Here is a 13,188-nt window from a genome sequence, read left to right as displayed (position 1 = left end):
GAGTTCGCGAAGGATTTCTCAGTGCAGCTTGAGCTGACCTATCAGTCCAAAGACCAGGTTTTTCTCAGCCTCGTAAATTGTCTCGCTGCCACCGGTCTTGGACCAGTTCGCGCCCCGAACCGTCAGTTGGATCACCACGTTGGCCACTCTCGTGGTGATCCGGCTGCTGTTCTCGCCGAAAGGGTTGTCCAAGCAGTATTCGTCGCCGATCGCGGCCTCTCCTGGAGCGCCGGTGAGTTCCCAGTCGTCATGACAGGAATCCTCGTATGCAGCGTGCGCTTGGGCGGCCGGTGTGGCCAGGATCCGGCCGGAATACCGTTTGATCTGTACGCTGACCACGAGATAAAGCGAGTCCGGCTGGGGTTGGGTGGAGGACCACACACATGACGCGAGGCCGCTGGTTCGTACGTCGTCCCTACTCGAGCGGATGTCTTCCGGCCAGTAGTGGTCCAGGCCGGCCTTGCGCAACCCCTCGCAGCCGGGCGGCAGAGTGCTGGCGATGGAGTGCCGTACCAGGCTGAAGCCGGACTGGTACAGCAGGGATCCGGCCGCGCTGACCAAGACCAGGGTGCCTGCCAGAGCGAGCGACCCGATGACCAGCGGAACCGACTTCCTTGACATTCAACGGATGCTAGGGCGTGTCTCCTCATCCCAGGCGGCGAGGGCCGAGCCCAAACGCCGTCTGCCAGCACCGGGCGATCACCTCCATACAACAACGGTATGAAGGCGACCGCCCGGCACCGGCAGACGACGCTTGGATCTCGACCCTCATCCACCTGGAATGAGGAGACACGCCCTAGCCAGCCGCGGCACGGCTCTCTTTCCTCATCAGGCAAACAATCGGACCACGATGACCATGGTCGTGTGGTGCTCTCTCAGAGGACTTTGGCGAGGAAGTCCTGCGTACGCGGATGGGTGGGGTTGGTCAGCAGAGCGGTGGGCAGGCCGCTTTCGACCACGGCGCCGCCGTCCATGAACACCAGGTTGTCGGCGATTTCGCGGGCGAAACCCATTTCGTGGGTGACCACCACCATCGTCATCCCGTCGCGGGCGAGTTGTCTCATCACGTCCAGGACCTCACCGACAAGTTCGGGGTCCAGAGCGCTGGTCGGCTCGTCGAAGAGCATGAGTTTTGGCTGCATGGCGAGCGCTCTGGCGATCGCGACCCGTTGTTGCTGGCCGCCGGAAAGCTGGGTGGGATAGGCATTCTGTCTGTTTGTCAGTCCAACCTGCTCAAGCAGCGCACAAGCCTCACGCCGGGCGGTTTCCTTGCTCTTGCGGTCGACCTGGATGGGCGCCTCCATGACGTTCTCCAGAGCGGTGAGGTGCCCAAAAAGGTTGAAGCGCTGGAAAACCATCCCGACCTGCCGCCGCTGGCGGGCGACTTTTCGTTCGGTCAGCTCGTAAAGCCGGCCACCGCGTTCGGCGTAACCGACCGGTTGGCCGTCGACGTAAAGACGGCCGGCATCGATACGTTCCAGGTGGTTGATGCAGCGAAGGAAAGTCGACTTCCCGGAGCCGGACGGGCCGATGATGCAGCACACCTCACCCGGCTCGACGCGCAGGTCGACGCCGCGGAGCACCTGCAGTGGGCCGAAGTTCTTGTGTACGCGTACGGCTTCGACAGCGGCTGAGGTCATCGAGCACTCCCTGCGGAGAACCGGCGTTCCAGGAAGAACTGGCCGACGGTGAGGACGGACGTGACGATGAGATACCAGATCGACGCGGTGATCAGCAGCGGGATTGTCTTGTAGTTGTCCGAGTAAATGAGCTGCGCGGCATAGAGCAACTCCGGAAATGCCAGCACACTCACCAAAGACGATGTCTTGAGCATCGAGATCGTCTGATTGCCAGTGGGCGGCACGATCGCACGCATCGCCTGCGGCAGAACAATTCTCCGTAATGTGAGCGTACGACTCATGCCCAGTGCCGCTGCGGCCTCGCTCTGTCCATGGTCGACGACCTGGATGCCGGCTCGCACAATCTCCGCCATGTAGGCCGCTTCGTTCAGCCCAAGTCCGAGGATCGCCGCGCCGAAAGCGGTAATGATGTCATTGGCCGAGAATGTGAAGAATGCCGGGCCGAACGGGACGCCGATCGAGAGCTTCGGATAGAGGGCGGAGATAAATCCCCAGAAGAGCAACTGCACGAACAGCGGCACACCACGGAAGAACCAGATGTAGAGCCACGCGATGCCCGACAGGATCGGATTCGACGACAGTCGCATGATCGCCAGCACCGCACCCAGGACAATGCCGATCACCATCGAAATCGCGGTCAGTTCGAGGGTGTTGACCAGCCCGGACAGAATGCGATCAGAGAGGAACCACTGCCCGACGACCGGCCATTCGAAGCGCGGGTTGGTGATCAGGCTGTGTACCAGCATCGCCGCGAGGACGAGCACCACCACCGCGGCGACCCAGCGGCCCGGATGTCGGACGGGTACGGCTTTGATCACCTCGCCGTCCGGCGCGGCCGCCGTCAGGCCGGAGTCCTTTTGCAGCGACACATCGTGTCCTTCAGTCGGAGTTGTGGTTGACGGCCGCGCTCGGAACCCCGCCGTTCGCGACACCCCAGCGGGTCAGGATCTGTTTGTACGTGGGGGAATCGATCAGATGTTGCATCGCGAGGCGCACTGGCTGCAGGAGACCGGAGGTCTTCGGGATGCCGATGCCGACCGATGACGTGTGCGCGACCGCGATGACCTGCACCTGGCCGTCGGACTTCTTTTGTGCGTACTCAAGAACGGGCGAGTCCTGCATCACCCCGTCGGCGCGTCCCGCGATGCCGGCGAGAATGGTGGCCTGCTGGTCCGGCAGCACCATCGGCTGGATCGGCTTCTTTCCGGCTTTCACACAGGCCGCTGAATATTCGGGCACCCTGGTGGACTCCTGGAAGGAGCCCTTGAGTACGGCGATCGTGTGCCCGCACATGGTGTCCAGTCGCATGCCGAGCGGATTGCCTTTGCGTACGGCCAAAGCGGTGCCGGACGAGAAGTAGTCGACGAAGTCCAGCACCTTCTCGCGCTTCACGGTCGGCGACATCTGTGCGATGGCGAGGTCGTACTTTCCCGCTGCCAGCCCGGGAATGATCGAGTCAAAACCGATGCCGACGATTTTGACACGTACGCCAAGCGCTTGCCCGAGTGCTTTGGCGATGTCCGGGTCGAGCCCGATCACGCTGACCCCGTCCGGCCCGGAGAAGTGGTTCGGCGGACTGGAAACGTCCATCGCCACCACCAGCTCTTTTTTCGCGACAACAGCGGCCGGCAGCTGGGCGATCGCGGCCGTGTCCGGAGTCAGTGGGGTGAGGACGCCCGGTGGTTCGGCATCGCCGACCTGGGTCGGATTCGCGCACGCGCCGACGCCGACCATGGTGATCGCCAGCAATCCCGCGAGCAGCCACCTGCGCATGGTCCCCATTTCAGTGCACCAGAGCGGTCCCACCGCCGGCGCCCATTCGGTAGTCACGGCGCTCGATCTGCGCGCCGCGTGCGAAACGGTGGTACGAGAACGGCCGGAGGTCGGCGCTGGTCGCCTGTCCGTCCTGGATCAACTCGGCAAGGCACGCGCCGATTGCCGGCGCTTTCTTGAAACCCGAGCCACTCATGCCGACAGCGAGAACCAATCCGTCGATCCCGTCGACCGGCCCGAGGATCGCACAGTGATCGGGGGTCACGTCAAGTGGACCGGCCTGGGTGTGGCTGATGGGTTGACCGCTAAAGGCCGGGAACGCCTCGGCGAGCCGGTCCCGGGCCCGCTCGGCGAAACCGGGCGCGACGGGTACGTCGTCGAGGTCGCTGAGGGTGTCCGCGTTGGAACTGCTCATACCGACCAACGTCCGATCGGCGTCGTACGGACGCGCGTAAATTCCGTTCCGACGGTCGATAACGGCCGGATGCCCGGCAATTCCGACGAGCGGTGCCGGCCGGCGCACGACCGCTGCCTGCGCGCGCGTCGCGGTGATCGGCAGGTCGAGACCAAGCGGCCGCGTCAACGCGTTCGACCAGGCGCCGTTGGCTAGTACGACCACCTCGGCGTTGATCGGACCGTCGTTCGTGGCGACACCCACGACGTGACCACCTGCGGTCAAAAGGCCGTCGACAGAGCAGTTCTCCCGTACGTCCGCACCCAGGCGACGGGCCGCGTCGACAAGACCGCGGGTGGTGGCAACGGGATCCGCATACCCGCTCTCCGGTTCGTACGCGGCCGATTCGTCGTCCGCCACCGCGAGCCCAGGCACCACCGCCCGGATGTCCGACGCAGCCAGAGTTTCCGTCGTTGCGCCGAGCCTCTGCAGTGATTTTACGTTTTCCCGCAACAGTTTCGTGTCGTCCACGCCGACCAGCTGAACGAATCCGGTACGTACGAAACCGCAGTCGCCACCGACCCGGTCGGCCCATTCGGTGAACCAGGGCAGCGCGGCGATCGCGAGCGACGCCTCCGGATCGTTGGTGTAGTGGGTGCGTACGAGCGCACCCGACCGGCCGGTCGCACCGGACGCCGGCGCGCGCCGCTCGACCAGTGTCACCTTGCCGACCCCCAGCCTTCGCAGGTGGAAGGCGACGCTCGCCCCCACCACACCCGCGCCGACCACAACAACCTCACTTTGCACCTGTCACCGTCCTCGTTTCCGCAGGTGATACGAGCGTGACTGAGCCGGAGCCGGAGGACAAGGCCAACCAGCAGGAAAGACTGTTGCCTCATGCGTAAGCTTTGCTTGTGCTCAACCCGGTGCATCTCGACACCCTGCAAGTGGTGCTGCAGCGCGGCTCGTTTGTGGCCGCGGCCGACGTGCTGGGCTACACCGCGTCGGCTGTCTCGCAGCAGATGTCGATGCTGGAGCGGGCCACCGGGCTGGCGCTTTTCGAGCGTCTGCCGCGAAGCATTCAACCGACCGCCGCCGCGCGCGAACTGGCTCGGGAAAGTGTCGACCTGGTGGCCGGCTTGCGATCGCTGGAGCTGGACGCGAAAGCACGCGCGGCAGGGGAGACCGGGCAGCTGCAGATCGGCAGTTTCTCCAGCGCTGGCATGCGTTTGCTGCCGTCTGCGCTGGCCAACCTGTTGCGTACGCGCGGCGGCGTCGCGGTGGAGCTGGAGTACGGTGAGCCGGCGGATCTGCTGCCGCTGTTGCGAGACGGCCGGCTGGATGTCGCGCTGGTCTACGAAAACGAGATCGAACAGCGGCGCTGGCCGGCGAACCTGGTCACCGTCCCGCTGCTGACCGAGCGACGGTATGTCGTTCTGCCACCCGGGCACCCGCATCGCGACAGAAATCCGGTCAAGCTCACGGATCTGCGCGACGATCCCTGGGTGACCAGCCTGGAATCGCCGGGGCTGGCGCAACTCTGCGCGTCTGTCGGTTTCCAGCCGCGAGTTATCGTGCGCAGCGACGAATATTCGGTGGTCGGCGCGCTGGTACGCGCAGGTGTCGGTGTCACCCTGCTGCCGGAGTTGGCGTTGCCACCGTATCCGGAACTGACTGCCCAACTTCTCACCCCGGAGCCGCCGCCGCGATACGTGCACGCGCTCTATCGCCGTACCAACAACAATCCGCTCGTGCGCCCGTTGTTGACGGCCCTCGCCGAGGCCGCCGCCCAGTTCTAGCGGCCCAGTTCTAACCGACAGTTTCCGGCCACACCGAGAACCCTCGTTTAGCGCTAGCATCCGCAGATGACAATCGTGAATCTGCTGCTGGTAGCGGTGCTGGCGGTCCCGTCGCCAGGTGCGGCCGGCATCGGGGATCCGTATTTTCCCGCTGCGGGCAACGGAGGATATGACGTCGCCAGCTACGATATTGACGTTCGTTATCAACCTGCAACCGACGAGTTGGCTGGTACGACGAAAATCGTCGCTCGCGCAACCCAGGATCTGTCTCGATTCGATCTCGATTTCGCGCTCACGGCTCGTCGAGTCACGGTCGATGGAAAGACCGCCGCGAACGCGGCGAATGGGCAGGAACTGGTGATTACGCCGAATCATCCGGTCCGTGCCGGCGAGGTGTTCACGGTCAGCGTTACGTACGCGGGCATTCCGAGCACGGTCAAGGTCGACGGTGTGTCTGCGTGGACTCGGACGAAGACCGGGGCAGTGGCGACCGGGGAGCCGGCGATCGCGCAATGGTGGTTTCCGTCCAATGACCATCCTCGGGACAAAGCCGCGTTCCGGACCACGATCACGGTTCCGGCCGGGATTCAGGCGATCAGCAACGGAAATCTGAAGTCGACCCGGACCGCGGGCGGGTGGACGACCTACCGGTGGGCTGAGCCGTTGCCGCAGGCGACCTATGGCATTTATGGCGATAGGGAAGTACGACGTCGAAAGCGGACGGACCGCCTCGGGGTTGCCGTACGTTTATGCGTTTGCCCAAGGGGATTCCGCGGTCAACCGGCAGGCGCGGGCGGATATCAGGCGGACCGGCGAGGTTGTCGACTGGTTGTCACAGCAGTGGGGGCCGTACCCTTTCGACGCCGTCGGCGGTGTGCTGATGGAGGACAAGAACGATCTCGCGTTGGAAAACCAGACTCGGCCAACGTATCCGGAGGCATTCTGGGAGCCGGTTGAGCCTGGGCAGCCGGTCGAGTCGGCGATCGGGCTGATGGTGCACGAGAACGCTCATCAGTGGTTTGGTGACAGTGTGTCGGTGAAGAACTGGCGCGATATCTGGCTGAACGAAGGCTTTGCGGTGTATTCCACCGAGCTGTGAGACGAAGCGCATGGCGGCGAGACCGCGCAACAGTATTTTGACGACCTGTGTGGATACTTCCCGCCGGAGTCGGATTTCTGGACCACGGTGGTCGCGGATCCGGGCGCGGCCCATCTGCTCGGGCTGTCGGCGTACACCCGCGGTTTCATGACGCTGCAAGCGTTACGCAACCGGATTGGCGACAGCGAACTCCGCCAGGTGATACGCGCCTGGGTGGCGTCGAATCGATACGGCAATGGATCGACAGAGGACTTTGTCGCGCTGGCCAACCGGGTGTCCGGGCGTGATCTCAACGACTTTTTCCACGCCTGGCTGTATGCGCCGACGATGCCGTCGCCGACCCAGTACAACGGTTGCAGCGCGTCGGCCGGGCACTTTTAGAGGCGCCGGAAAGGTTCCGCGTAGACGAAATCGCCGCGTAGCGTTGCGGCGTAAGTGGTGAGGGTGCGGAGTTGGAAGGCAGGTTCCCATCCGGGATCAGGCGGGACGATGCCGGCGGGGACGGCTGGCTGGAAACCGAAGCGCGGATAGTAAGTCGGATGGCCGAGGAGGACTATCGCCGGCTCGCCGAGGGCGTCGGCGGCGCCGATGATGGCGTGCATCAACGCTTTTCCGGCGCCGCTGCGTTGGCGGTCGGGGCGTACGCCCAAAGGTCCGAGTCCTAAAACCGGAAGGGCATCAGGACCGACGGTTGCGCGCGTACACACGACATGGCCGATCACGTTGTCGTCTTCCACAGCCACCCACGAAAGTGCGTTGATCCAGCCGGCGTCCACGCGCAGTTCGTCCACCAGGTTCGCTTCGACTGTCCCGGGCGTTCCGTCCTCGCGTGCGAAAGCGGCCAGGTGAATCGCTCGTACGACCTCAGTGTCAGCTGGAATTTCTCGTCTGATCAGCACCGACCGAGTCTGCGACGACGGGTTCGGGCCGGCAATCGGGTTTTGTCGCCGGCCACACTCTGAGGATAAGTGCGTCGACGCGGTCGCTGGTCTGCGAGCGGGGCGGCGGGGTCGTGTCGCTGCGGCCTCAGCTGGGCGCCACGGCGCTCCATTCCGCTCCCCTGGGTCCTCCACTTTGCCCCACATCTCCACCTGAGCCCGTGGAGAAACGGACATAACGGGCGTCAGGTGGATGGCTGGCGAGCGTACGAGTGCACCTTCGGGAATCGTCCTCCACTCTTCTCCACCGGCTCTGACCTGGGCAGTCACCCTCAATGGGGGTATGTTCGGAGCGCCTACGGGTTGTCCGTGGGGATTTGTGGGGTACAGTGGAGCGCAGTGGGGCATCAAGACGGCAGGATGCCTCGCTTGGGGGAGGGGAGGCCGGCATGTTTCTTGGCACCCATTCCCCGCGGCTGGACGACAAGGGCCGACTGTTTCTGCCGGCGAAGTTCAGGGACGAACTCGCGGAGGGGCTTGTGATCACGAAGGGGCAGGAGCGCTGCCTGTTCGTGTTTCCGATGGCCGAGTTCACCCGGATCGCCGGACAGCTGCAGGCGGCACCGGTCACCCACAAGGCGGCTCGCGCTTATCAACGGGTCTTCTTCGCCAGTGCGTACGACGAAGTGCCCGACAAGCAGGGCCGGGTCACCATTCCGGCCGGGCTGCGGGAGTACGCGGGACTGACGAAGGAATGCGTGGTGATCGGGGCCAGCACCAGGGTGGAGATCTGGGACCAGCAGGCCTGGGACGACTACCTGACGGAGTCCGAGCCGGGCTTCGCCGACGTGGAGGAGGAGGTTCTGCCCGGGGTGTTTTAGGCACCCGCTGAAAAAGATCGAGGCCGTTTCGCCAGGCCTCCAGCCGCTCCGCTCCTGACACACCTTCCCCGGTGCCAGGCGTACGGAGCGGATGGGGACCTGACGAAACGTCAGCAGATCACCGCACACGCACGGCAGCGAAACTCGGGGGGAGGGTCGACGCGCGTGGACGACAGTGCACCACAACAAGCACCACAGCACGTGCCAGTGATGGCAGAGCGAGTGGCTGAGCTGCTCGCGCCGGCCCTGTCCACGGGCCCGGCCGTGCTGGTCGACGCCACGCTCGGGCTCGGTGGTCACGCCGAGGCGATGCTGGCCGCTCATCCGCGGTTGCGGCTGGTTGGCCTAGACCGCGACCCGGAGGCGTTGCGGCTGGCCAGTGCCCGGCTGGATCCATTCGGAGAGCGTTTCACCGGCGTCCACGCGGTGTATCACGAGATGACCGAGGTGCTCGAAGACCTGGACATCGACCGGGTCGAGGGCGTGCTCTTCGATCTGGGCGTCTCGTCGATGCAATTGGACCGTACGGACCGCGGCTTCTCGTACGCACGGGATGCGCCGCTGGACATGCGGATGGACCCGACCACCGGGATTTCCGCCGCAGAGGTAGTCAACACGTATGCGGCCGCCGACCTGGCCCGGATTCTGCGGGAGTACGGCGAGGAAAGATTCGCCGGCCGGGTCGCGAGAGCCATTGTCACCGAACGGGAGCGCACTCCGCTGACCTCCACCGCGAGGTTGGCCGAGCTGGTCCGGGACGCCATCCCGGCAGCCACCCGGCGCACCGGGGGACACCCCGCCAAGCGCGCCTTCCAGGCGCTGCGGATCGAGGTGAACGCCGAGCTGGAGTCGCTGCGGACAGCGCTGCCGGCGGCCATCGACGCCATCAGGGTCGGTGGCCGGCTGGTGGTGATGTCGTACCACTCGCTGGAGGATCGCATGGTCAAACGGGCTTTGACGGCCGGTGCCACGAGCACCTCGCCGCCTGACCTGCCGGTCGAGCTGCCTGGCACCGAGCCGGTGTTGCGGCTGCTCACCCGCGGTGCCGAGACGCCAACCGAAGCAGAGCTGGAGAGCAATCCGCGATCGCAGTCGGTACGCGTGCGGGCCGCCGAGCGAGTGCGGGACGCGTCGTGACTGCCCGCGCGACCGCGACCGTCCCGACCAGGACGGCTCCGGCGCCCAGCCGCTCGGCGGGTCGAGCCACCGTCGGCGCGCCCGCGCCGGCTCGGCCGCAGCGGCCGGTTCAGCCTGGCCGCCGGCAACCACCGCGTGATCAGCCCACCCGGACACAGCCGGCCCGCCCGAAGAAGACCGCCTCTCGGCGGTCCGTACCGCGGCAGGCCGGACGGCTCGGCGCGCGGCTTCTGCTGCCGCCACCGCCCGCTGCCAGCTCGGCGCCACGTACTCCCTTTGTCGTGCTGATCCTCGGTCTGGTCATCGCCGGCATGGTGTGCCTGTTGCTGCTCAACACCGCGGTCAACCAGAACTCGTTCCAGCTGAACACGCTGCAGCGCAACCAAAAGGTGCTGGACCTGAAGGAACAGGGCCTGCATCAGGACGTTAACCAGCTGCAGGCACCCGGCACGCTCGCCGCGGCGGCTCGTCGGCTCGGCCTGGTGCCAGCCGGGCAGCCGGCCTTCATCCGGCTCCCGGACGGCCGGATCCTCGGCGTACCGACGCCGGCGAAGGATCCGACGTCCAGCTCGGACGGTTCCTCCGACTCGAACGGTTCGCAGCCGCTGGTGCCGCCGGCGAACTCGACCGGTACACCCCAGGGCGGCCAGCCGTCGACGCCGCCATCCGGCGCCGCGAACTCGGCGGCGAGCGGCGCGAATGCGCCGACCGGAGGTGCCAAACCACCGACCGGGGGCGCTAACACGCCGACTACCCCCACCACTGGGGGAGCCGCCGGGGGTGGCCGATGAGCCGCCCACCGGCCAACCGACCTCCCGGCCGGCGCGCGGCCGAGACCAGCGGAGCAACGGTGCTACCGCTTCGGTCACGCGCCGACCGGGCCGGACGTACCGAACGGCCGCGGTACGCCACCGCCGGATCTCAGCAGTCCCGCGGTCAGCAAGGCGCGGCCCGCAAGCCCCGGCAGCCGGCCGGGCGGGTCCGGCCGAGCGCCGCGGTCCGGCGGATGGCGAACGGCTGGAGTCATCCGATCGCCGCTGGTACGTCGTACCGGCGGCTACGGATCGGGCTTGTGGTTGTCCTGCTGCTTTTCGTCGCGGTGGTCGGCCGGCTGGTCTACATCCAGTCCGCGGACGCTTCGGCGTGGGCGGCGGAGGCGAAGGACAGCCGCGAGATCTCGGTCAAGCTGAACGCTCCGCGCGGGTCGATCGTCGACCGCAACGGCGCGGTGCTGGCCACCAGCGTGCAGGCCAAGGCGATCTTTGCCGACCCAGGTGAGGTCGACCACGTGCCCGGCACGCCGGCGAACAAGCTGGTGCCAGGTCTTGCTGAGGCGACCGCCGCGAAACTCGCCGGCGTCCTTGGCGTACCAGAGCAGACGCTGCTGGCGAAAATGACCAAGAAGACCAACACGACCACCGGCAAGGCGATCCGGTTCGTCTTCCTGGCGCACCGGCTGGACCCCGCGGTCGCCAACGTGGTGACGTCGATGAACCTCCCGGGCATCGGTACGCAGGACGAGAAGCGGCGCGACGAGCCGGGCCATGACCTGGCCGCGAACATCATTGGCTTCACCAACTCCGAGGGCGTGGGCGCCGCCGGTCTGGAGTCGTCTTTCAACAAGGTGCTCGCCGGCCAGGACGGCCAACACACGTACGAGGCGGACCAGAGCGGCATCCAGATTCCGGCCGGCTACGACAAAACCGTGCCGGCCCGGCCGGGCACCGGCATCAAGCTGACCATCGACAACGACGTGCAGTATCAGGCGCAGCAGATCATCGCCCAGCAGACTCGGGCGGCCGGTGGCTCGTTCGGTACGGCCGTGGTGCTCGACGTGAAGACCGGCCAGGTGCTCGCCGATGCCAGCTATCCGGCGTACGACGCGGCGAATCCGGGTGACTCCAACCCCACCACGTGGCGGGATGTGGCCACCCAGACGGTGGTCGAGCCGGGATCGGTGCACAAGGCGATCACCATCGGCGCCGGCCTGCAGACCGGGGTGATCCAGCCGGACACCGTGCTTGATCTGCCCGGCTCGATCACCAAGGGCGGGGTGCGTTTCACCGACACGCATTCGCACGGCCAGGTGAAGATGACGTTGCAGGGAATTCTCACCCAGTCCAGCAATATCGGCACGATCACCGTCGCCGACAAGCTCGGCGCGCAGCGACTTTATGACTTCCAGAAGGCATTCGGATTGGGTGCTTCCGACGATTTGGGCCTGCCCGGGGAAAGTTCGGGCATCGTGCAGCCGGTGAAGAACTGGAGCGGCCCGTCGTACGGCGGCATCCCGATCGGTCTCGGTGTCGCGGTGACGCCGATGCAGATGGCGTCCGTCTATCAGACGATCGCCAACAACGGCGTACGCGTCCAGCCGTCCCTGGTCAGCGGCACGATCGCCCCCGACGGCACGTATGTGCCCAAGGCAGCGCCCAAGCAGACCCGGGTGCTCTCGCCGGAGAACGCGGCCGCGATGCGCTGGTTGCTGGAAGGCGTGGCGACCCAGGAGGGCACCGCGCCGGCCGCCGCCATCGATGGCTACCGGGTAGCCGGCAAAACCGGTACGGGTGGGCAGGTCGCCGGAAACCACTACGAGAGCGGCAATGTCACGTCGTTCGTCGGCATGGCACCAGCCGACGCGCCGCGCTACGTGGTCGCGATTTTCGTGAAGGTCCCCGACAAAGCCGAGGGCGGCCCGATCGCCGGCCCAGCCTTCCACGACCTCATGAGCTTCGTCCTCCGCCACGAAGCCATCCCCCCCACCGGCAGCGTCCGCCCCCCACTAAAAATCTACGGCTAACCCCGGCGGAGCCAAGCCCGCGAACCCACCCCGTGCGTGACTGTCACTTTCACAACCAAGTCAGCCAACTTCGACGGAACCTACCCCGTGCGCGACCGTCACTCTTCACACCAAAGTTGGTCAAATTTCGGCGTGACCCAACCCCCGCCGTCCTCACCCCGTGCGGGACCGTCACCTTCAACCCGTAGCTGGTCAACTTTGTACGGGACCCAGCCCCGTCCGGCGCCATCGGCCGCCAGGCCGATGTTGTCGCCCCTCCGGCAGGGGCGTCGGTCTTAGGACCCTGCGGGTTTTGCAGGGTCCTAAGACCGACTCTCGTAGCCGTAGTCGACGGCGCCCGCGCCGAAGGCGCCAGAGATACAGGGCGCCATCGGTAGTAGCCCTAAGAAATCCCACCCCGACACCGCCCTTTGGTGTCGGGGTGGGATTTCTCAGGGCTGGTAGACGAGGCGCCGCTCCCGCACAGTCACGGCTTTTGACCAGGGCTGTCGCGTCCGCTGTGGACACGGCTTTTAAGCAGGGCTGTCACGTCCGCAGCAAACACGGCATTTGACCAGGACGCTCATCTCCCCAGCAAACACCGCTTCTAACCAGTGTCATCCCTTCCGAATGGACACCGCTTTTAACCAGGGCCGACAACGTTTCTCGTCGACCAAGCCAGGGCCGGCGGAGATCGACGATGACCGTTTGCCGCCCTGGTCAGAAGCGGTGTCCACGAGGGTGCGGCGCCTCGTCTACCAGCCTCGTGAAAGCCCCGCCTCCGCCCCAAAAACCGGGCCGGAGGCGG

General features: G+C 65.8%; 13 protein-coding genes and 1 pseudogene. 8 read left to right on the top strand and 6 right to left on the bottom strand.

All coding sequences use genetic code 11. The features are described from left to right. Nucleotides 1–18: 18 nt before the first annotated feature. From ABD301_RS23535 to ABD301_RS23515, 5 genes are all read right to left on the bottom strand, one after another. Complete coding sequence (locus ABD301_RS23535; protein WP_163569181.1) at nucleotides 19–621, bottom strand: hypothetical protein; 603 nt, start codon at nucleotides 619–621, stop codon at nucleotides 19–21. A 254-nt stretch (nucleotides 622–875) separates the two neighbouring features. Then, on the bottom strand, nucleotides 876–1,640 hold the full coding sequence (locus ABD301_RS23530; protein WP_163569180.1) for an amino acid ABC transporter ATP-binding protein: 765 nt from the start codon (nucleotides 1,638–1,640) through the stop codon (nucleotides 876–878). Next, entirely contained in the window at nucleotides 1,637–2,509 is an 873-nt protein-coding gene (locus ABD301_RS23525) for an amino acid ABC transporter permease (protein ID WP_344312619.1), read from the bottom strand. Before ABD301_RS23525 ends, ABD301_RS23530 begins: the two co-directional genes overlap by 4 nt. Before the next feature lie 10 nt (nucleotides 2,510–2,519). Continuing rightward, nucleotides 2,520–3,413 (bottom strand): ABC transporter substrate-binding protein, encoded by an 894-nt coding sequence (locus tag ABD301_RS23520; protein ID WP_344312618.1) that lies wholly within the window; start codon nucleotides 3,411–3,413, stop codon nucleotides 2,520–2,522. Between the two features lie 10 nt (nucleotides 3,414–3,423). After that, nucleotides 3,424–4,614 (bottom strand): NAD(P)/FAD-dependent oxidoreductase, encoded by a 1,191-nt coding sequence (locus ABD301_RS23515; RefSeq protein ID WP_344312615.1) that lies wholly within the window; start codon nucleotides 4,612–4,614, stop codon nucleotides 3,424–3,426. Between the two features lie 107 nt (nucleotides 4,615–4,721). On the opposite strand from ABD301_RS23515, the gene ABD301_RS23510 reads away from it, so the two are divergent. The 4 genes and pseudogenes from ABD301_RS23510 (at nucleotide 4,722) to ABD301_RS23500 (ending at nucleotide 7,086) form a co-directional block, all read left to right on the top strand. Continuing rightward, nucleotides 4,722–5,606 (top strand): LysR family transcriptional regulator, encoded by an 885-nt coding sequence (locus tag ABD301_RS23510; protein WP_344312613.1) that lies wholly within the window; start codon nucleotides 4,722–4,724, stop codon nucleotides 5,604–5,606. A 66-nt stretch (nucleotides 5,607–5,672) separates the two neighbouring features. Next, a pseudogene (locus tag ABD301_RS42515) lies at nucleotides 5,673–6,275 on the top strand (gluzincin family metallopeptidase); the annotation flags it as partial. Nucleotides 6,276–6,294: 19 nt separating this feature from the next. Continuing rightward, a complete protein-coding gene (locus ABD301_RS23505; RefSeq protein ID WP_344312611.1) occupies nucleotides 6,295–6,705 on the top strand; it encodes a M1 family aminopeptidase in 411 nt (136 codons plus the stop codon). Between the two features lie 87 nt (nucleotides 6,706–6,792). After that, nucleotides 6,793–7,086, top strand: coding sequence for a M1 family metallopeptidase (locus tag ABD301_RS23500; RefSeq protein ID WP_163569173.1), 294 nt, complete (start codon nucleotides 6,793–6,795; stop codon nucleotides 7,084–7,086). Here the strand turns inward: ABD301_RS23500 and ABD301_RS23495 are convergent. Further along, entirely contained in the window at nucleotides 7,083–7,604 is a 522-nt protein-coding gene (locus tag ABD301_RS23495; protein ID WP_344312610.1) for a GNAT family N-acetyltransferase, read from the bottom strand. The genes ABD301_RS23500 and ABD301_RS23495 overlap by 4 nt on opposite strands. A 428-nt stretch (nucleotides 7,605–8,032) precedes the next feature. Here ABD301_RS23495 and mraZ point away from each other — a divergent pair, with 428 nt between their 5' ends. The 4 genes from mraZ (at nucleotide 8,033) to ABD301_RS23475 (ending at nucleotide 12,401) form a co-directional block, all read left to right on the top strand. After that, nucleotides 8,033–8,464 carry a division/cell wall cluster transcriptional repressor MraZ gene (gene mraZ, locus ABD301_RS23490; RefSeq protein WP_344312609.1) on the top strand — a complete coding sequence of 144 codons (432 nt, stop codon included), beginning with the start codon at nucleotides 8,033–8,035 and terminating at the stop codon, nucleotides 8,462–8,464. Nucleotides 8,465–8,629: 165 nt separating this feature from the next. After that, nucleotides 8,630–9,601, top strand: coding sequence for a 16S rRNA (cytosine(1402)-N(4))-methyltransferase RsmH (rsmH, locus tag ABD301_RS23485; protein WP_344312608.1), 972 nt, complete (start codon nucleotides 8,630–8,632; stop codon nucleotides 9,599–9,601). Then, nucleotides 9,598–10,392 carry a cell division protein FtsL gene (gene ftsL, locus ABD301_RS23480; protein ID WP_344312607.1) on the top strand — a complete coding sequence of 265 codons (795 nt, stop codon included), beginning with the start codon at nucleotides 9,598–9,600 and terminating at the stop codon, nucleotides 10,390–10,392. Before rsmH ends, ftsL begins: the two co-directional genes overlap by 4 nt. Then, on the top strand, nucleotides 10,389–12,401 hold the full coding sequence (locus ABD301_RS23475) for a peptidoglycan D,D-transpeptidase FtsI family protein (RefSeq protein WP_344312606.1): 2,013 nt from the start codon (nucleotides 10,389–10,391) through the stop codon (nucleotides 12,399–12,401). Before ftsL ends, ABD301_RS23475 begins: the two co-directional genes overlap by 4 nt. The last annotated feature ends 787 nt before the right edge of the window (nucleotides 12,402–13,188 follow it).

It is taken from the genome of Fodinicola feengrottensis (assembly GCF_039530045.1).
Lineage (GTDB): Bacteria > Actinomycetota > Actinomycetes > Mycobacteriales > HKI-0501 > Fodinicola > Fodinicola feengrottensis.
The sequence above is the reverse complement of the archived record's forward strand: the minus strand, read 5'-3'. Positions and strand labels throughout refer to the sequence as shown.

Excerpts from the sequence above, each read along its gene's own strand:
- ABD301_RS23535 (WP_163569181.1), bottom strand. The coding sequence starts at position 621 with ATGTCAAGGAAGTCGGTTCCGCTGGTCATCGGGTCGCTCGCTCTGGCA.
- ABD301_RS23530 (WP_163569180.1), bottom strand. The coding sequence starts at position 1,640 with ATGACCTCAGCCGCTGTCGAAGCCGTACGCGTACACAAGAACTTCGGC.
- ABD301_RS23520 (WP_344312618.1), bottom strand. The coding sequence starts at position 3,413 with ATGCGCAGGTGGCTGCTCGCGGGATTGCTGGCGATCACCATGGTCGGC.
- ABD301_RS23505 (WP_344312611.1), top strand. The coding sequence starts at position 6,295 with ATGGCGATAGGGAAGTACGACGTCGAAAGCGGACGGACCGCCTCGGGG.
- mraZ (WP_344312609.1), top strand. The coding sequence starts at position 8,033 with ATGTTTCTTGGCACCCATTCCCCGCGGCTGGACGACAAGGGCCGACTG.
- ABD301_RS23475 (WP_344312606.1), top strand. The coding sequence starts at position 10,389 with ATGAGCCGCCCACCGGCCAACCGACCTCCCGGCCGGCGCGCGGCCGAG.